General features: G+C 62.2%; 11 protein-coding genes and 3 tRNA genes. 11 read left to right on the forward strand and 3 right to left on the reverse strand.

Annotated features, from left to right (window positions below):
* From VFG49_RS07050 to VFG49_RS07075, 6 genes are all read left to right on the forward strand, one after another.
* The coding region (locus tag VFG49_RS07050; RefSeq protein ID WP_324858864.1) for a UDP-N-acetylglucosamine 4,6-dehydratase family protein at window positions 1-999 on the forward strand (999 nt) is incomplete at its 5' end.
* Window positions 1,000-1,872, forward strand: coding sequence for a UTP--glucose-1-phosphate uridylyltransferase GalU (gene galU / locus VFG49_RS07055; RefSeq protein ID WP_324858866.1), 873 nt, complete (start codon window positions 1,000-1,002; stop codon window positions 1,870-1,872).
* A 323-nt stretch (window positions 1,873-2,195) separates the two neighbouring features.
* A complete protein-coding gene (locus tag VFG49_RS07060; protein WP_324858868.1) occupies window positions 2,196-8,222 on the forward strand; it encodes an alpha-2-macroglobulin in 6,027 nt (2,008 codons plus the stop codon).
* A 48-nt stretch (window positions 8,223-8,270) separates the two neighbouring features.
* Complete coding sequence (gene pbpC, locus VFG49_RS07065; RefSeq protein ID WP_324858870.1) at window positions 8,271-10,664, forward strand: penicillin-binding protein 1C; 2,394 nt, start codon at window positions 8,271-8,273, stop codon at window positions 10,662-10,664.
* A gap of 85 nt (window positions 10,665-10,749) precedes the next feature.
* Window positions 10,750-12,039, forward strand: a complete 1,290-nt coding sequence (locus tag VFG49_RS07070) for an FAD-binding oxidoreductase (RefSeq protein ID WP_324858872.1) — start codon at window positions 10,750-10,752, stop codon at window positions 12,037-12,039.
* Window positions 12,036-12,392: a tRNA-binding protein gene (locus tag VFG49_RS07075; RefSeq protein ID WP_324858874.1), complete on the forward strand. Its 357-nt coding sequence runs from the start codon at window positions 12,036-12,038 to the stop codon at window positions 12,390-12,392. Before VFG49_RS07070 ends, VFG49_RS07075 begins: the two co-directional genes overlap by 4 nt.
* Here VFG49_RS07075 and VFG49_RS07080 read toward each other — a convergent pair whose 3' ends face one another.
* Window positions 12,393-13,667 carry an MFS transporter gene (locus VFG49_RS07080; protein ID WP_324858876.1) on the reverse strand — a complete coding sequence of 425 codons (1,275 nt, stop codon included), beginning with the start codon at window positions 13,665-13,667 and terminating at the stop codon, window positions 12,393-12,395.
* Window positions 13,668-13,736: 69 nt separating this feature from the next.
* Here VFG49_RS07080 and VFG49_RS07085 point away from each other — a divergent pair, with 69 nt between their 5' ends.
* A complete protein-coding gene (locus VFG49_RS07085) occupies window positions 13,737-14,342 on the forward strand; it encodes a TetR/AcrR family transcriptional regulator (protein ID WP_324858878.1) in 606 nt (201 codons plus the stop codon).
* A gap of 9 nt (window positions 14,343-14,351) precedes the next feature.
* Here the strand turns inward: VFG49_RS07085 and VFG49_RS07090 are convergent, their stop codons facing one another.
* Both VFG49_RS07090 and VFG49_RS07095 read right to left on the reverse strand, forming a co-directional pair.
* Window positions 14,352-15,299 (reverse strand): MBL fold metallo-hydrolase, encoded by a 948-nt coding sequence (locus VFG49_RS07090; protein ID WP_324858880.1) that lies wholly within the window; start codon window positions 15,297-15,299, stop codon window positions 14,352-14,354.
* Between the two features lie 79 nt (window positions 15,300-15,378).
* On the reverse strand, window positions 15,379-16,080 hold the full coding sequence (locus VFG49_RS07095; protein ID WP_324858882.1) for a pirin family protein: 702 nt from the start codon (window positions 16,078-16,080) through the stop codon (window positions 15,379-15,381).
* A gap of 258 nt (window positions 16,081-16,338) precedes the next feature.
* Between VFG49_RS07095 and VFG49_RS07100 the strand changes: the two genes are divergently transcribed.
* The 4 genes from VFG49_RS07100 to VFG49_RS07115 all read left to right on the forward strand — a co-directional run bounded on the left by VFG49_RS07100 (window position 16,339) and on the right by VFG49_RS07115 (window position 18,502).
* A tRNA-Gly gene (locus VFG49_RS07100) sits at window positions 16,339-16,414 on the forward strand.
* Between the two features lie 83 nt (window positions 16,415-16,497).
* Window positions 16,498-16,571: transfer RNA gene (locus VFG49_RS07105), tRNA-Cys, on the forward strand.
* A 91-nt stretch (window positions 16,572-16,662) separates the two neighbouring features.
* Window positions 16,663-16,749, forward strand: a tRNA-Leu gene (locus tag VFG49_RS07110).
* A gap of 1,258 nt (window positions 16,750-18,007) precedes the next feature.
* Window positions 18,008-18,502, forward strand: a complete 495-nt coding sequence (locus VFG49_RS07115) for a hypothetical protein (protein WP_324858884.1) — start codon at window positions 18,008-18,010, stop codon at window positions 18,500-18,502.
* Window positions 18,503-18,721 lie beyond the last annotated feature (219 nt).

Here is an 18,721-nt window from a genome sequence, read left to right on the forward strand (position 1 = left end):
CTATGCCGCCAGGTTGCTCGGCTGGGCGCGCATTCGCTGTGCGTAGTCGACAACAGCGAGTTCAATCTTTACCGCATTTCACAGGAGCTGCGCGCGGAATACCCGGAGCTGGTTTACGAGGCGATCCTCGCCGATTGCGGCGACCCCGCGGCCATGCGCAAGCTGTTTGCCGAGTACCAGCCGCAGGTGGTGTTCCATGCGGCAGCCTATAAGCACGTGCCGATGTTGCAGGGCCAGCTTCGCGCCGCATTCCGCAACAATGTGCTGGCGACGCGCAACGTCGCCGACCTGGCCGACCGCCATCACGTCGAATGCTTCGTGCTGATCTCCACCGACAAGGCGGTCAACCCGACCAGCGTGATGGGTGCCTGCAAGCGCATGGCGGAGATCTGGTGCCAGAACCTCAACGAGCATTCGCAGACGCACTTCATCACCGTGCGCTTCGGCAACGTGCTCGATTCAGCGGGTTCGGTGGTGCCGTTGTTCCGCCAGCAGATTCGCAACGGCGGGCCGGTCACCATCACGCATCCGGAAATTTCGCGTTACTTCATGACGATTCCGGAGGCCTGCCAGCTGATTTTGCAGGCCGCTAGCATTGGCAAGGGCGGTGAGATTTTCGCGTTGGACATGGGCGAGCCGATCAAGATTCGCGACCTCGCCGAACAGATGATCCGTCTGGCGGGCCGCAAGCCCGGTACCGAGATTCCGATCGTGTACACGGGGCTGCGCTCCGGCGAAAAGCTGTTCGAAGAACTGTTCCATCCCCTTGAGAACTATGTCGAAACGACGCACGCGAAGATCTTCCTTGCGCAATATCGACCCGTAAAGTGGGACATGCTCAACGCCCAATTGGCCAAGGCGGCCGATGCAGTAGTGACTTATGACGAGGATGCGTTGCGCCAGTGTGTGTCCCATCTGTTGCCGTCGTTCCGCTGGAGCGAAGCGGCACAGCCGGACAATGTGGTGACGTTGCGCCGAAGTGAATCAGGAGAGAAATGAGTGAGTAAGCCGTTGCGCAAGGTTGTTTTCCCCGTGGCCGGCCTGGGCACGCGTTTCCTGCCCGCCACCAAGGTGGTTGCCAAGGAAATGCTGCCGGTGCTGGATCGCCCGCTGATCCAGTACGCCGTAGACGAAGCGGTCGATGCAGGCGCCGACACCTTGGTGTTTGTCACCAATCGCTACAAGCACGCCATCGCCGACTACTTCGACAAAGCCTACGAACTTGAGGCCAAGCTTCACGAAAAGGGCAAGGACGACCTGCTCGCCCTGGTGCAGGGAACCTTGCCCAAGCACGTGCGTGCAATCTTCGTGACGCAGCCGGAGGCACTGGGCCTGGGTCATGCCGTGTTGTGCGCGAAGCCCGTCGTGGGTGACGAGCCGTTTGGCGTGGTCCTCCCGGACGATCTCATCTGGAACAAGGGCAAGGGCGCGCTGCGCCAGATGGCCGAGTTGGCGGAATCGCAGCAGGCCGGCGTGATTGCCGTTGAGGAAGTGCCGCAGAACGACACGGACAAGTACGGCATCGTGGATGCCACGCCCATCGACGAACGTAGCGCCCAGATCCGCCACATGGTGGAAAAGCCCAAGCCGACCGATGCGCCGTCCAATCTCGCTGTGGTCGGCCGCTATGTGTTGCCGGGCCGCATATTCGAGTTGCTGGAACAGACCACGCCGGGTGCCGGTGGCGAGATCCAGCTGACCGACGCCATCGACGCATTGCTCAAGGAGCAGGGCAAGGTGCTTGCTTATCGTTTCGAAGGCACGCGTTTCGATTGCGGCAACAAGGCTGGCCTGGTGCGCGCCACCATGCACATGGCCCTGCAGGACCCCAAGCTGGCGCCCGTGGTTCGCGAGCTCATCGCGGGCCTGTAAGCGCCATCAAAGCCACCGGCCGACCGGCCGGTGGCTTTGGATCCCCAGCTTTTTTCCCTATGAGGGGTCGGACTTCTACGCGCTGGACACCCGGCAAAAGCGTGTCCGACGGTAAGAATCAGACTTGCCCGACTGCGTCCTTGACGGACGCGTGCCAGAATCCTTCCCGCGTTCCGCCATCTTGGGCGCGCAATCTAGTCGTGGGTTCACCTGTGGTTGCCGGGTCCGCTTCGTAAGAGGCGGGCATTTTGGCGTACCCGGGACCGAGCCCAGGCCGGGTTGCCGCCACGTCGTGTTCATCGGATGAAAACCAGGGAAGCATCATGGATCTGTTGCGATTTCTACTCCTGCTGCCATTGCGCCTGTTGCGCGGCGTGTTCGCCGGCATAGGGCTGGTGCTGCGCCCGCTGTTGGGGCAAGTCAGCTGGTCTGCGCCAGCCTGGCTTCCCGCAACGGGCGGTTGGATACGGCGTCGGCCCGTTCATGCGGCCACGCTGTTCGTAGTGGTCTTGCTCCTGGCAACCGGCGGCTGGTTTGGCAATCAGTGGTATGAAAGCCGCCCCAAACCTGTGGAACCGGAACGCATCAAGCTCTCCTTCGATGCACCGGCCATCACCGACTACACACAGCAACCCATCGTCATCCATCCGCTGACGGTCTCATTCACCGGTTCCGCGGCGCCGATCGAGCAGGTGGGCAAGCCCGTCACCTCGGGCGTCGTGATGCAACCGGCACTCAAGGGACAGTGGACCTGGGTCGATGACCGCACCCTGCGTTTCTCGCCTGCGGAGGACTGGCCCATCGGTCAGACCTACGAGATTCGTTTCGATACGACGCAAACGTTTTTCGCCCGCCACGTCCTGATGGCCAGCGACAAGTTCACATTCAAGACCACGCCTTTCGAAGCGAAGGCGAACAAGGGCGAGTTCTACCAGGATCCGCAGGACGCCACGGCGAAGAAAACCATCCTGCAGGTCAACTTCAATTACCCGGTGGATACGGCCGAATTCGAGAAGCGCATCGGCGTCGGCCTGGCGCAGCGCGGTGGTGACAGCACGCCGCTCAAGTACACCGTCACCTATGACCAGTACAAGCTGCAAGCATGGATCCATTCGCAACCGTTGTCGTTGCCGCGCGACGAAAGCAGCGTCATCTACGGCATCACCAAGGGCGTTCGCAGTGTGCGTGGCGGCGAGGGTACGCCGGGTGACATCCATGCGCGCGTGCGCGTGCCGGGCCTGTACAGCCTTGCCGTCGACAACTTCGATGCCACCCTGGTCGACAACGAGAAGTACGAGCCGGAACAGGTGCTCGTACTCAACTTGGGCGGCAGCGTGCGCGATAGCGAACTGGGGGCGCTGACCCAGGCCTGGATCCTGCCCGCGAGGAAACAGGGCGTGGAGCAGGGAGAGGATGCGCCGCCGTATCCGTGGGGCGCGTCTGAGGTGGGTGAGGCGGAATTGCGGCAGTCGCAGCCTCTCAAGCTCGAACTGGTGCCGACGGAAAACGACTACGAGAGCGTGCAGAGCTTCAAGTTCCACGCGGATCCCGGCCAGCGCATTTACGTCCGCGTCGACAAGGGTCTGAAATCGTTCGGCGGATACATCCTGGGGAAGGCACAGTCCGCCGTAGTGGAGGTGCCGAACTATCCCAAGTTGCTTCGCTTCATGGCCGACGGTTCGCTGCTGTCCCTCTCCGGCAGCAAGCGCATTTCCATCGTCTCGCGCAATCTGCCGGGTTTGCGCATGGAAATCGGGCGCGTGTTGCCAGACCAGCTGCAGCATCTGGTGAGCCTCAACCAGGGGTCGTACGCACGCCCTGAACTGAGCTATGCCTTCAGTGAAGACCATATCGTCGAACGCTTCGAACAGAAGCGCAGCTTCCCCAAGGGCGATCCGGCCAAGGCCCACTACGAAGGCATCGACCTGGGCCAGTACCTGAAGGAAGGCAAGCGCGGCGTGTTCCTGTTGCATCTGTCCAGCTACGACGCCGTGGCGGAGAAAAAGCGCGATGACGCGCGCAAGGCGGCTGAGAACGAGCCGCAGGCGGCACCGCGCAACGACGCCGATTCGCAAGGCGACGAAGGCGAGCAGGACAACGGCGAGGAGGACGGCAGCTATGAGGACGGAGCCGCCCCCACCGATACGCGCATGATCGTGGTGACCGACCTCGGCATGCTCGTGAAACGATCGCTGGATGGTGCGCAGGACGTTTTCGTGCAGTCGATCCGTACCGGCCAGCCGGTAGCCGGTGCCAGCGTGACGGTGCTCGCGGTCAACGGGCAAACACTTTTCAGCGAAACCACGCCTGCTGACGGTGCCGTGCACTTCCCGAGCTTCAAGGGCCTTGAGCGGGAGAAGCAGCCCACGCTGTATGTGGTGAAGAAGGGCGATGACCTTTCATTCCTTCCCATAGGCGGGGCGACCAGCTACGACCGCAAGCTCGATTTTTCCCGCTTCGACGTCGGTGGCGAACGCAACGCGCAAAACGAAGGGCAATTGTCGGCTTATTTGTTCTCGGATCGCGGCATCTATCGGCCAGGCGATACGTTCCACGTCGGTCTCATCGTCCGCGCGGCCAGTTGGACCCGCAGCGTAACCGGCATTCCGCTGCAGGCTGAGATCGTCGATCCACGCGGCATGACGGTGAAGCAGTTGCCGATGTCGATGGACAACTCCGGCTTCGGTGAGCTGGAGTACGCACCCGCGGAGACGGTGCCGACTGGCACCTGGACGGTCAATCTCTACATCGTCAAGGATGGCAAGGCAGGCGCACAGATCGGCAGCACGACGGTGCAGGTCAAGGAATTCCTGCCGGATCGCATGAAGGTAGAGGCAAGGCTGGCGGGGCAGGTGCCCGAGGGCTGGGTCAAGCCCGATCAGGTCAAGGGCATCGTGGACGCGATGAATCTGTTCGGCACGCCCGCCGCCAATCGGCGCGTGGAGGCCTCGCTCACCTTGCGTCCGGCGTGGCCTGCCTTCCGCAGTTGGCCGGATTACCACTTCTATGATCCGCGCCGTGCAAAGGAAGGCTACGAAGAGCCGCTGCAGGAAGGAAAGACGGACGACAAGGGGCACGCCGAGTTCGATCTCGACCTGAAGAAGTATGCGGATGCCACCTACCAGCTTTATTTCCTCGCCAAGGTCTATGAACCCGAAGGCGGTCGCAACGTAGCGGCCGCCGCGCAAACGCTGGTGTCCAGCAATGACTGGCTGGTGGGCTACAAATCCGTCGACAACCTCGACTACGTGACTCGCGATACGCCGCGAAACGTGCACCTGGTCGCCATCGATCATGCCGCCAAGGCGATGGTCCTCAAGGAGCTGAAGGCACGTCTGATCGAACGACGCTACATTTCGGTGCTGACCAAGCAGGATTCAGGGGTCTACAAATACCAGTCCAAGCTCAAGGAAGTGACGATCAGCGAGAAGCCGCTAACGATCCCAGGGGAAGGACTGGACTACCCGCTGCCCACCGATAAGCCAGGCAATTACGCACTGGTCATTTTGCGCAGTCAGGACGCCGTCGAAGTGAACCGCGTGGAGTACTCCGTGGCAGGTGCCGCCAACGTGTCGCGCTCGCTCGATCGCAACGCAGAGCTGCAGTTGAACCTCGGCAAGCAGGACTACGCGCCCGGCGAATCCGTCGACATCGCCATCCGCGCGCCCTATGCCGGCAGCGGCCTGATCACCATCGAGCGCGACAAGGTTTATGCGCATGCGTGGTTCCATGCCGATACCAGCAGCTCGGTCCAGCACGTCACCGTGCCCGCCAATTTCGAGGGGAACGGCTACATCAACGTGCAGTACATCCGTGATCCGTCGTCCGACGAAATCTTCATGAGTCCTTTGAGCTACGGTGTCGTGCCGTTCTCCGTGAACCTGGATGCACGGCGTAACGCGATCAAGGTCGAATCGCCTTCGATCGTGAAACCGGGAGAAACCGTCACGTTCAAGCTGAGCGCTTCGCAGCCCACCCGCGCGGTGGTATTCGCGGTCGACGAAGGCATCCTGCAGGTGGCGCGCTACAAGCTGGGCGATCCACTGAAGTTCTTTTTCCGCAAGCGCATGCTGGAAGTGGGCACGTCGCAGATACTCGACCTCATCCTTCCGGATTTCGAAAAGCTGATGGCGATGGCGGCCCCCGGTGGCGATGCCGACGGAGCCATCGGGCGCCAGCTCAACCCGTTCAAGCGCAAGCGCGACAAACCCGTGGCCTACTGGTCCGGCATCGTCGACATCAACGGCGAAACGGAACTGCGCTACCAAGTGCCCGATTACTTCAACGGCAAGCTGCGCGTGATGGCCGTGTCCGTATCGCCCGATCGCATAGGCACCTTTGAGGGGGGCACCACGGTTCGCGGTGATTTCGTGCTTTCCCCGAACGTTCCCACCACGCTGGCGCCAGGCGACGAGGCGGAGGTCAGCGTCGGTGTGGCCAACAATCTCGCCGGCCTGGGCGGCAAGCAGGTGCCGGTGGCGGTCTCGCTCAAGACGGGTCCCCAATTGCAGGTGATCGGTGCAGCGACCCAAAACCTCAACCTTGGCGAGATGCGCGAGGGCGTCGTCACGTTCCGGGTCAAGGCGACGGACAAGCTGGGCTCGGGCAACCTGAGCTTCACGGCGGGCTACGGCGACAAGTCGGCGCACCAGGGCGTGGATGTGTCGGTGCGGCCGGCATCGGCGTACCGCACGCAGGTGGATGTGGGCCGGGTGGATGCCAACAGCAAGCTCGATCAACCCGATCTGCGCCGGATGTACGGCGAATACGCGTCACGCGATGCCGCCATTTCGCCTGCGCCCGTGGTGCTGTCGGGTGGGCTGGCCATGTACCTGGAGAACTTCCAGCACTACTGCAGTGAGCAGTTGATCAGTTCGGCCATGCCGCGTCTTGTCCTGGCCAAATGGCCGCAGGTGAAGGTGTTCGCGGATGCGCTGCAGCCGGCCATGTCCGATCGCAAGCTCAGCAACGAGGAGGCGCTGGCGCAGTTCATCGACGTATTGCACTCCCGCCAGAACGGGCAGGGCGGCTTTGGTCTTTGGGCGGCCACGCCGGACGCCGATCCGTTCGTCTCCACGTACGCCATGCACTTCATGATCGAGGCGCGCGACCACGGCGTGAGCGTGCCGCGCGACATGTTCGATGCGGGCAACAAATACCTGCATCAGCTGGCGGCCGACGACACGCTGGACGGCATCGATCTGCTGCGCCAGCGCGCCTACGCCGTCTACCTGCTGACCCGGCAGGGCAACGTCACGACCAATGATCTTGCCTCGGTGCAAAAGCGCCTGCAGGAGGCGTACCCGCAGCAGTGGAAGAATGACCTCGCTGCCGCGTGGCTGGCGGCGGCTTACCAGCTGCTCAAGCAGGACAGGCAGGCAGGAGAACTGATGTCCGGTCCACAGCAATGGCTGGAACGCAGCGCGAGGAACAAGAGTTACGGATTCAGTTACTACTATGACCCGCTGATCCAGGACGCCAGCACGCTCTACCTGCTCGCCAAGCATTTCCCCGAGCGCGCCAGGGCGCTGTCGCCCCGCGTCATGGAAAACATCAGCTGGCCGTTGTCGCATGGCGAATACAACACCTTGTCTTCGGCCATGACGGTGCTCGCCCTGGATGCCTATTCGGCGCAGGCGGCCGACCAGCTCGACAAGTTGCGCATCGACGAAGTGCATCCCGATGGAAGCGTGAAATCCATTGCTTCCACGCAGGGCAACCTGTTGCAGGCCGGCAGCTGGGACGCCACCGTGAATCGCCTGCGCTTCACCAACGCCAGCTCGCTGCCGGCGTGGCACGTGGTGAGCCAGGGTGGTTACGACCGTGACGTCGCGGGCAAGGCGATCAAGGACGGGCTGGAAATCACGCGCGACTACACCGACGTCAACGGCAAGGCGATCGACCAGATCACCATCGGCCAGGAAATCGACGTTCACCTCAAGATCCGCGCCACCGGGGGCAGCGGTGTGGGCAATGTGGCTATAGTGGACCTGCTGCCGGGCGGATTCGAACCCGTCATCCAGCCACCTCCGGCTGTCACCGATCAGCAGCAGAACACTGCTGCGGCCGAAGACGCTGGCGGCGACAGCGACGTCAAGCCAGGCGAGTGGCGATCGCCGGTGGGCGTGGGCAAATCCAGCTGGCGGCTGGACTATGCCGACGTGCGCGAGGATCGCGTAGTGCTCTATGGCACGGCATTGCCCGATGTCGGCGAGTTCGTCTATCGCATCAAGGCAACCAACGCGGGCAAGTTCATCGTGCCGCCGGCGTATGGCGAATCGATGTACGACCGTCGCGTGCAGGCACGCACCGCCGGCGGTGGGTCGCTGACCGTGGTTCGGCAACCCTGACCTGGGCGGCGCGCTCTTCCACGGCAGGGCGCGCCACCGCATCCACTCATGACCGATCGCGTGACGCTACCGTCAATCGTCCGAGCCACCGGCCGCTGGCTTCATCGCTGGCAGAACTGGCTAGTGGGACTGGCCTTGGTGGCATCCGTGCTGCTGTGCGTGCGGCTATGGCCGCACAAGCCGCTGAAGGAATGGTTGCCTTCCTCCACCGCGGTATACGACGCGCGAGGGCGACTCCTTCGATTGACGCTCGCCAGCGACGACCGCTACCGGCTGTGGGTGCCATTGCATGAAATTTCGCCGTCACTGATCGAGGGCGTGCTGTTGCATGAAGACCGCTGGTATCGGTGGCATGCGGGCTTCAATCCCTACGGTCTCGCGCGAGGCGCGTGGGTAACGTACGTCGGGCATGGCAATCGCCAGGGTGGATCCACCGTCACCATGCAGCTCGCACGCCTGCTGTGGCGTCTCAACACACGCACGCCAGGCGGCAAGCTCAGGCAGGTTGCCCGCGCCGTGCAGCTGGAGCTGTTCTATTCGAAGGACCAGATACTCGAGGCGTATCTCAACTACGCGCCTTATGGTCGCAACGTCGAGGGCGTGGGCGCGGCCAGCGTTGCCTATTTCGACAAACCGGCGTTGGCGCTCAACCTTCCCGAGGCACTGACCCTCGCAGTGATTCCGCAGGATCCGTCGCGGCGCCTGCAAACGGTCGATGGTGCGGCAGACATCATGAGTGCGCGACTGGCCGCGTCGCGCAACCGTCTCTACGCCCGTTGGAAGCACGCTCATCCGCAGGATTCGGCCCTGCAGTCGCTGTTTGAACTACCGCTACGCTTGCGCCCGTTATCACAGCTTCCGTTCGAGGCCCCGCACGTGGTGGACCAAGTGCTGGCGGCTCGACGCGTCGGTGCAGTGGATGAGGACGCCCGCGTCACCACGACCATCGATATGGATCTCCAGCACGTACTGGAGCGTCAGGTGGGGCATTACATCGAACGCAACGATTCGCGTGGCATCCGCAATGCGGCTGCCATCCTCATCGATACGCGCGACATGGGCATCAAGGCGCTGGTGGGCTCGGCCAACTATCGAAGTGCCGACATACAGGGGCAGGTGAACGGTACGCTGGCCAAGCGTTCACCGGGTTCGACCCTCAAGCCCTTTATCTATGGACTGGGTTTTGACCAGGGCGTGCTGCACCCCCAAACCGTGTTGCGCGACGTCCCTACTGCTTTTGGCCCGTACACGCCGGAGAATTTCGACGGACATTTCCTCGGCCCCGTAACGGCAACCGAGGCGCTGGTACGCAGCCGCAATGTGCCCGCCGTGTGGGTGGCCTCGCAGCTGCGGCAGCCGAGTTTCTACCAGTTCCTGCACGATGCTGGCATCAGTCGCATGGCGAGCGAAAAGCACTACGGCCTGGCCCTGGTGTTGGGCGGTGGTGAAGTCACCATGCAGGAACTGGCCGGCCTGTACGCCATGCTGGCCAATCGCGGCGAGCTGCGGCCGCTGCGTCTGCTGTCCAATGAAGCACAAGTTGCGGGAACGCGCCTGCTAAGTGACGAGGCGAGCTTCATGGTGATGGACATGCTGCGCCAGAATCCGCGACCCGACGAAACCACCAGCGCCCAGCCCAGCCGCTTTCCGGTTTACTGGAAAACCGGCACGTCATGGGGATTCCGTGACGCCTGGACTGCGGGCAGTTTCGGTCCCTATGTGCTGGTGGTGTGGGTGGGCAACTTCGACGGAAGCAGCAATCCGGCGTTCGTGGGCGTGGAGGCCGCAGCACCCTTGTTCTTCCAGGTGGTGGACGCCCTGCAGGCGGCGCAGCCACGCATGGCCGAACCCATCCGTCATATGCCGATGAATCTTCGCCGCGTGGAGATCTGCCTCGCCAGCGGCGACTTGCCGAACCAGTGGTGTCCACAGCGCGGCATGACATGGTTCATCCCGGGCAAATCGCCGATCAGGGTCAGCCAGGTGCATCGCCCCGTGGTGATCGATGATGCGACCGGCCAGCCGGCCTGTCCGCCCTATGCCGGCAAGCGCACGCACGTGGAAGTCTACGAATATTGGTCGTCGGAACTACAGCGTGTCTTCGTGCAGGCTGGCATTCCACGCCGCACGCCGCCACGCAACGAAGCCTGCGGTGATACAGGCATCGATGGCGAAGCGCCGGCGATCACTTCACCGTTGCGCGGCAGCATTTATGCGATGCGATTGACGCGGGCACAAGACAACCGCATTGCCTTCACGGCGAACGGCGACGCCTCCGTTCGCGAGATGTACTGGTTCATCAACGATGCCTATGTCGGACGCAGCGCACCTGGTGAATCGTTGTTCTGGCTCCCGGTGGCGGCCGGCAATTATGAAGTTCGCGTCGTTGATGATCGCGGGCGCAGTGGTGTCCGCGCGCTTGGCGTGAGCGTGGTCGACTAGCGGCCCGTGCCATGCGTCATGTCGCGTTGGCCAGGTGGGGCTGCGCTAGACTGCTGGCCTTCATCGAGAAAAGTGCTTCCCACGCATGACCTCGCCACCGGCTTCCTCGTATTACCGCGCCACCGCAACGCCCTACCAGCCCTATGCTCCGCTGCAGGGCAAGCACGATGCACGCGTCGCCATCATCGGCGGAGGCTTTGCCGGCCTGCATACGGCGCTTGGATTGGCGGAGCGTGGTGTGCGCGATGTGGTCCTGCTCGAGCGCGAGGAGGTAGGGTTCGGCGCTTCCGGGCGCAATGGCGGGTTTGTCTTCGCGGGTTATTCACTGGGCGAGCAATCGCTGCTCGACCAGCGTGGCGAACAGGCGGCGCAAGCCTTGTTTGGCCTGACCATCCAGGCAGTCGATCGCATCCGCGATCTGGCCTCGCGCTATGCCATTCCCTGTGATGTCGTGGACGAAGGCGTGATCTGGGCCAACTGGTTCCGCGATCCGAACGTACTGCGTCAACGCCAGGCGTTGCTGGCAAAGCACTATGGCGCGGCCTGGGAATGGCTGCCAAAGGAAGAGCTGCGCGAACGTGTTCGCACGCAGCGCTATTACGACGGCCTCTACGAGCGTCACGCACTTCACCTGCATCCGCTGAATTTTGCCATTGGTCTGGCCGGCGCAGCGGCCGCGCAGGGCGTACGCATCCATGAGCATACCGATGCCTGGCAGCTTCATCGCGATGGCCTGCGCTGGCGCGTCGAAACCGCGCAGGGCGTCGTGCATGCGGATCAGGTCGTGCTCGCTTGCGGTGGTTATCTCGCCGGGCTGCGGCGGCAGGTCGATCGCGCGATCCTGCCCATCGCCACCTATGTGATGGTGACCGAGCCGCTCGGCGAGCGCATGGCGGATATCCTGCGCACGCGCTCGGCCGTCTATGACACGCGATTCGCATTCGATTACTACCGCCCATTGGCCGATGGCCGCCTGTTATGGGGTGGCCGCATTTCCGTACGCGATCGCTCTGCGAAAGCCGTCCAGCGCTTGCTGATGGACGACTTGTTGCGGGTATTTCCTTCCTTGAAAGGTACCCGCATCGATTACGCGTGGTCCGGCCTGATGAGCTACGCACGCCACCAGATGCCACAGATCGGCACCAGCAACGATGGCATCTGGTGGGCACAGGCGTTTGGAGGCCACGGGCTGGCGCCGACGTGCGCCGCCGGCGATCTGCTGGCTTCCGCTCTGGCGGAGGGTGATGATCGCTGGAAGCAGTTTGCCGATTACGGGCTCATGCGCACCTATCGCCCATTCGGTTATCTCGGGGCCCAGGCGAGCTACTGGTGGCAACAGGGCAGGGACTGGTTCAAGACGAGGCTGGAAGGATGAACGAGACGACCCTCGCTGCGCCCGCGGACATCAGCTGGGCGGACTTCGAAAAGGTATGCCTGGTGGCAGGCACGGTGATGCGAGTGGAGGCTTTCCCCGAAGCACGCAAACCGGCGTGGAAAGTCTGGGTGGATTTCGGTCCGTATGGCGAAAAGAAAACCAGCGCTCAGATCGCGCATCTCTACAGCGCCGAGCAACTTGTGGGACGACAGATCGTCGGTGTCATCAATTTCCCCGAGAAGCAGATCGGCCCGTTCCGTTCGCAGTTCCTGCTTACGGGTTTTCCCACCGAGCAGGGCGTCGTGATCACCGCGATCGAACGCCCCGTGCCCAATGGCACGAGGCTCGCCTGATCAACCCATGGCGGGTGCAAGCTGCGGCGCAGGCCGACGACGGATGAGCAGTGCGATCACCGCAGCCACCACGCCGCTGGCGCCTGCCACCACGAACGGCTGCAGGTAACTGCCACCCTGGGTACGCATGAACCCTGCAAGGAACGCTGCACTGGCGGCGCCGATCTGATGTCCGGCGGCAACCCAGCCGAACACGACGGGCGCATCGCGGTCGCCAAACGCCTCCGAGGCAAGACGCAGCGTCGGAGGCACCGTGGCAATCCAGTCAAGGCCGTAGAACACGCCGAACAGCGACAGGCTGTAGAACGAGAAGTCGGAATAGGGCAGCCAGATCAGCGAGAGTCCGCGCAGGCTGTAGTACACGAAAAGCAGTTTTCGCGGGTCGATGCGATCGGTGAGCCAGCCCGACATCGTCGTGCCGACCAAGTCAAACGCCCCCATCATCGCAAGGAGTCCGGCGGCGCGAACTTCGGGAATGCCGTGGTCGCCGCACATCGCAATGAAGTGCGTGCCGATCAACCCATTCGTGGTGAACCCGCAGATGAAGAAGGTGGCGAACAGCAGCCAGAACGTGCGTTGTTTCGATGCCGTCGCCAGCGTGCCCAGTGCAATAGCCAGCAAGTTGCGCCGTGGCGGCTCGACGGCCTCTTCACCGGTGGCGCCGTAGGCACGCAGGCCGATGTCGGAGGGGCGCTCCGGCAGCAGCCACCATGCCAGCGGAATCAGCAGCGCACAGCCGGCAGCAACGGTCCACACCACCGGACGCCAGCCACCGTGGTCGGCAATGGCGGCCAACGCGGGCAGGAAAGCCAACGTGCCGGTGGCCGTGCTTGCAGTAAGTAAACCCATCATCAGGCCACGATGGGTCACGAACCAGCGATTCACGACGGTGGCGCCCAACACGATGGCGACGCATCCCGAACCCAGGCCCGAGAAGATGCCCCAGCTCAGCAGCAGGTGCCAGGGCTCACTCATCCATGCGCTCGCTGAAATCGACACCGCCATCAGCGCGAGCGCCCCGATCAGGGTGCGGCGTATGCCGACAGCCTGCATCAGCGCAGCCGCGAATGGCCCGACCATCCCATACAGGAAAATGCCCACGGCAGCCGACAGCGAGATCGTGTTGCGGCTCCAGCCGAACGCGTTGCCCAGCGGCAGGATGAGGACGCCTGGCGCGGCGCGGACGCCGGCCGCGGCGAGCAGGGCGAGGAAAATCACTCCGGCCACGACGAAAGCGTATTTCTGGCCGAAGGGGCGAGTGCGCGCTATAGTCATGTTACCGACCGGTACGGGAGTTGGGTGGATCATACGTACCGATCGGTAACATAGTCAACAGCGCCTGCCATGCCTATCAAACGCAACGAACCGTCGTCCTCGGACAAAGAGACCAAACCCAAGGCCGCCGAACGTATTCGGCACACGGCCCGGGAGTTGTTTTACCGGGAGGGCATCCGCGCGATCGGCGTGGAGGAAATCGTCTCACGCGCCGGCGTCACCAAGCCCAGCCTCTACCGCAGTTATGCGTCCAAGGACGATCTGGCTGCGGAATACCTGCGCGATTACGAGGGGGCGTTCTGGAAGGTCTTCGAAGCTGGCAAGGCAGAGCATCCGGACGACGCGCGAGCCCAGTTGATGTCCTACTTCGAAGGACTTGCGCAACGTGCCACGCAGGGAGGCTATCGAGGCTGCGGCCTCACCAATGCCGTGGTGGAATATCCGGGTGACGATCACCCGGCCCGCAAGGTCGCGCAGACGCACAAGCGCAAACTGCGTGCCCGATTGATTGCCATGTGCGAGGCAATGGGCGCCAGGTCGCCGGACGTGCTCGCCGACGGCCTGCTGCTGCTGCTGGAGGGTACTTACGCGTCGGGACAGTTGTTCGGCAAGCAGGGCCCGGCGCGCTCGTTGGTCACCGTGGCAGAACAGCTCATCGACGCGTCGTTGCGCTGATGGGCTCCCTCAGGATGCGCGCTTGCGGGTGCTGTCCAACCACACGCCCAGGCCCTGTGCGTTGAGTTCGATGTCCATGCCGATCAGCTCTTCGAGCTCATCGCGTGAACCTTGCCAACCGTGCATCTGCGCGCGCGATGCGTAGAGGTCGGCAAGTGCCTTCTTCATGGCGCGATGTCGCTGCGATGGTTCGGCGTGATCCTGCTGCGCCTGTTTCGCCAGCGCCACCATCGCATCGATCTGCTCGTGGAGGTCCACCGCCAGTCGGCCAACATCACCCAAGCGGCCGTAATGCGTGAGATACATCGCCTCCGGTTTCAATGCGACGAGGCGGTCGATGGATGCGTGCAACGCATCGGGATCGAACTGCACCGGTGACGTGGTCGGCAGAATGAAGGGGCCACGATCCGTATCGAACTCACGATAGGAAAGACCGAAGACATCGCCGGTGAAGCACGCGTTGGCGCGTTGGTCGTACACGGTGTTGTGGTGACGCGCGTGGCCTGGCGTATCGAGGCAAAGCAAGGCACGTCCGGCCAGATCCACCACATGGCCATCGATGGCCTCTACTACCCGCTCAGCCGGAACCGGGCGCAGCTGGCCGTAGGTTTCCTGCATCACCGCCTCGCCGTACACCGCGCTGGCGCCGGCCCACAACTGGCTCGGGTCGATCATGTGCCGCGCACCACGCGGATGCACCACGAGCCGGGCATTCGGCAAGTGGGCAATCAACTCGCCGGCACCGCCGGCATGGTCGAGATGCACATGCGTCAGGATCAACCAATCCACATCGCCGGGCGCCAGGCCTGCCTGCGCGAGAGCATCGAGCATGCGCGGAATGGCGTAAGCGGTGCCGCAATCGATGAAAGCGCCGTGGCCGTTTTCCACCACGAGATAAGCGGCGTCGAAGTTTGGCCGCACGAATCCGGTGTCGATGGTGTGGATGCCCTGGATCATCGCCAACCTCGCGTTGAATGAATCAAGGCGAGGTTAGCAAGCCTGGCGGAGTGGAGCACTCCCACCTTGGTCGAGCGCCTCAGGGTGAAACGTCGACCAGCACCAGTTCAGCATCGTCGATCGCAGTCACCGTGATTTTTGCTTCGTTTCGAATGGCCGCACCATCGCGCGCATCGAGCATCACGCCATTCACCTCCACCTTGCCTTTCGACGGCACGAGGTAAGCCAGGCGACGATCGTCGAACTCGTAGTCGGCCTTCTCGCCAGCCCTGAGCGTCGCGCCCAGTACGCGTGCGTCGGTGCGAAGCGGCAATGCGTCGGCGTCCTCCTTGAAGCCGCTGGCGAGAGGAACGAAGCGACCGGAGCGTTCGCCTACCGGAAACGGCTTGGTACCCCATGAAGGCGGATTGCCATGTTGGTCGGGGATGATCCAGATCTGGAAGATGCGCGTTGCGCCCGATTCCAGGTTGTATTCGGCGTGCGTGATGCCCGTGCCCGCGCTCATGACCTGGACGTCGCCCGCGACGGTGCGCCCCTTGTTGCCAAGGTTGTCCTGATGCGTGATGGCCCCTTCGCGCACGTACGTGATGATCTCCATGTCGCCATGGGGATGCGGAGGAAAGCCCGTCTGTGGGGCGATTGTGTCGTCGTTCCACACGCGCAGTGCGCCCCAGCCCATGCGCGAAGCGTCGTGGTAGTTGGCGAACGAGAAGTGATGCTTGGCGTCCAGCCAGCCATGGCTGGCTCCGCCGAGGCTATCGAAAGGGCGACGTTCGATCATGCTGCACTCCTGGGTAGTGGTGCGCCGGATTTGGCTGCCGCAAAAGATAGGGCAGCGCGCGATCGATACCAGTCGTCCACGTACGAACGAACTGTTGCCAGAACGCCACCTATCGAGGCTACCCGCGGCTCGTCGCAGCCTCCGTGAATGGACGGCCGGGTTGCTCATCGAAATGAGTGCCCGGGTCCTCCAGAGCGAAAAAGATCCTTCCGAGCTCTTCACAAATTCCTCAGTTCTGTTACTATTTCCGACTCCGATGCGGGAATAGCTCAGTTGGTAGAGCACGACCTTGCCAAGGTCGGGGTCGCGAGTTCGAGTCTCGTTTCCCGCTCCAGTTTTCTGCAAAACCTCGGCTTTCCGAGGTTTTGTTTTTTAAGCGAACAGGGCTCGTCTTTCGAGTTACGATTCGTGCGCGATGGCCTGGTGGCAGAGTGGTCATGCAGCGGCCTGCAAAGCCGTGTACGCCGGTTCGATTCCGACCCAGGCCTCCATTGCGCGATTCAATCAACCCGCCGCCTGGCGGGTTTTTTGTGCCCACGGCCATCGCAACGTGCATGCTAGGATGCGCATCCCTCCGCATGGGCCCGGATGGCGAAACTGGTAGACGCAAGGGACTTAAAATCCCTCACCCGCGAGGGTATGCGGGTTCGATCCCCGCTCCGGGCACCAATATAATCAATGAGTTATAAATTTTCTGTCACGCCCGACCCGGTGGTGCATGCTCTCGATTTGCCACATGTTTGCCGTTAGAGAAAACTCACGCGAATGAGGGTCTGGATAAGGGGCCGGGTCATATCTCGAAGCTGGACGGCCAGCCGATGCTTAGCCCCTTCGGACTTGTCCCGGCCATGCCTCTCCCTCGGATCGTCTTGACCATAGGCCGGGATGGTGCGTTTCCACCGGGACGCGATCCAGCGATCAACGTGTTTCATGGCGCTCTGTGGCCGCGCGTAGGTCGCGACCTTCCTAATGCGCATGTCGCTCAGCATCAGCTCTAGATGCCAGGTATCGTTCTGGCGGATCAGCCACGCAAACTCTCGCGAAATCACTGGCCTGATCAGATGAGCATGCCAGCGGGCTAGGGGGATGCCCGCTCGCGTTCTTTGCTGAACCCATTGGACTTCGACCATAAGAGCAGCCTACGCCCGTGGAGTCTCAGGACTTGACTCATGGACATCGTCTCGCGCGCGGGCGCGATACTTGTCAGGTAGGACGCCTTCCTGATCTCCCTCCCATCCTTCCGAAGACCGTCACGAAGTCGTCCGCGGATTTCCGTCCGGCTAACATCAATTCTCGTAAGCACTGAACACCCCAGGTACTGACTGCGGGTGCCGTCAGGCCCTTACGTCAGGCCCCTACCCAATCTTCAGCACGGAATGCCTTAAGTCGCAGATGTAGGATCGTTGAAATCGAAGTGGCCGGAGCGCGCGCACGTGGAAATCGAGGCAACCAACATCAAAACGGGTACGGCCATTCAAACCGAAACCTGTTACTTCACGGGAGGACTTCTCGCGCACCCACAGCACGACGGTCACTTAGTGCTTGGACCTGTGGGCGTAAATAATGCCGGGCTGACGGGAGTCAGGTTGACATGGCCGGAGGTGCTTGAGATTACTCGGGCGGCGGGCTGCTTGATGGCCGGCGTCAACCAAAGACATGACACCGGGAGTCCGACACGATCAGAAGTATGGCGTCCCGCCGTTCCACCATCCGGGCTACAGCTTCATGCGGGCGACAGTTGGGGGCGCTCGCGCACGTGGCGCGTGTGAGCGGCGATGAAAGGTTCTCTGATCTGGCCCGGTACGTATCTGTATCCATTCACGCTGCGGGAGTGCGCCTAAGAGAACTTGCCGACGCCCATCACGAGCAGTTGGTCTGGGCACTCACGGAGGGAAGGAAGCCGGGAAAGCGTTTTGCAAACACTGCCATGGCTGGCTTGCACCTTGCCTTTCACTCTCTTGCTGGCGAGCTTTATTCCGCGCGTGACCATTTAGCGCACATCGCAGGAGTGGGCTGCGGCGCGCCAGATAAGGTAGATGGGATGGGGCGCCTTGAGGAATGGCTCGCAAAACCCGCAAACGCCGGTGCAGCGGGCGATCCGTTGGTTGCCCTTCTATCCGCGAACATGGCGACAAAAGAATCTCCCGGCTGGCTGCGCGTTCTAGGTGAGTTCCGCAATACGGTCATGCATCGTCAGCCAATGGGAGCAAATCCGGAAGCAGGTGCCTTGTGGCTCGAAGAATCAATGACACGCGTCGGGAGCGTTCGCACCATTCGTCTCGTACCGATGAACGCCAAAACCCCCGGCCCTGATCCGTTCGTCGAACTTGTTGACCTCTATAGGCAGTTCGAGATGCTAGCCATCGAGGCAACTAACCGTGTTCCATACAAAGTCGACCTTCCCAATGTTGTAGCCAAATAACGACATCGATTGGAACGAAGCCTCACTTCATCCGGACAAAGCCTGTATGGTTGACATCGCTCTAGACCCACAGTGGAACTAAGAAAGGCATACCTCAATTGGCGAGAATTCCAGAGGAAAATATGGATGTCATCTCGGGGAAGAAGGCTCTCGTTGGTGCTTTACGCGCAATAGCAAAGCTTCGGAGAGAGAGCAGAGAAGGTAAGCGCCTGACATTCG

The organism is Dyella sp., from assembly GCF_035685885.1.
Taxonomy (GTDB): domain Bacteria; phylum Pseudomonadota; class Gammaproteobacteria; order Xanthomonadales; family Rhodanobacteraceae; genus Dyella.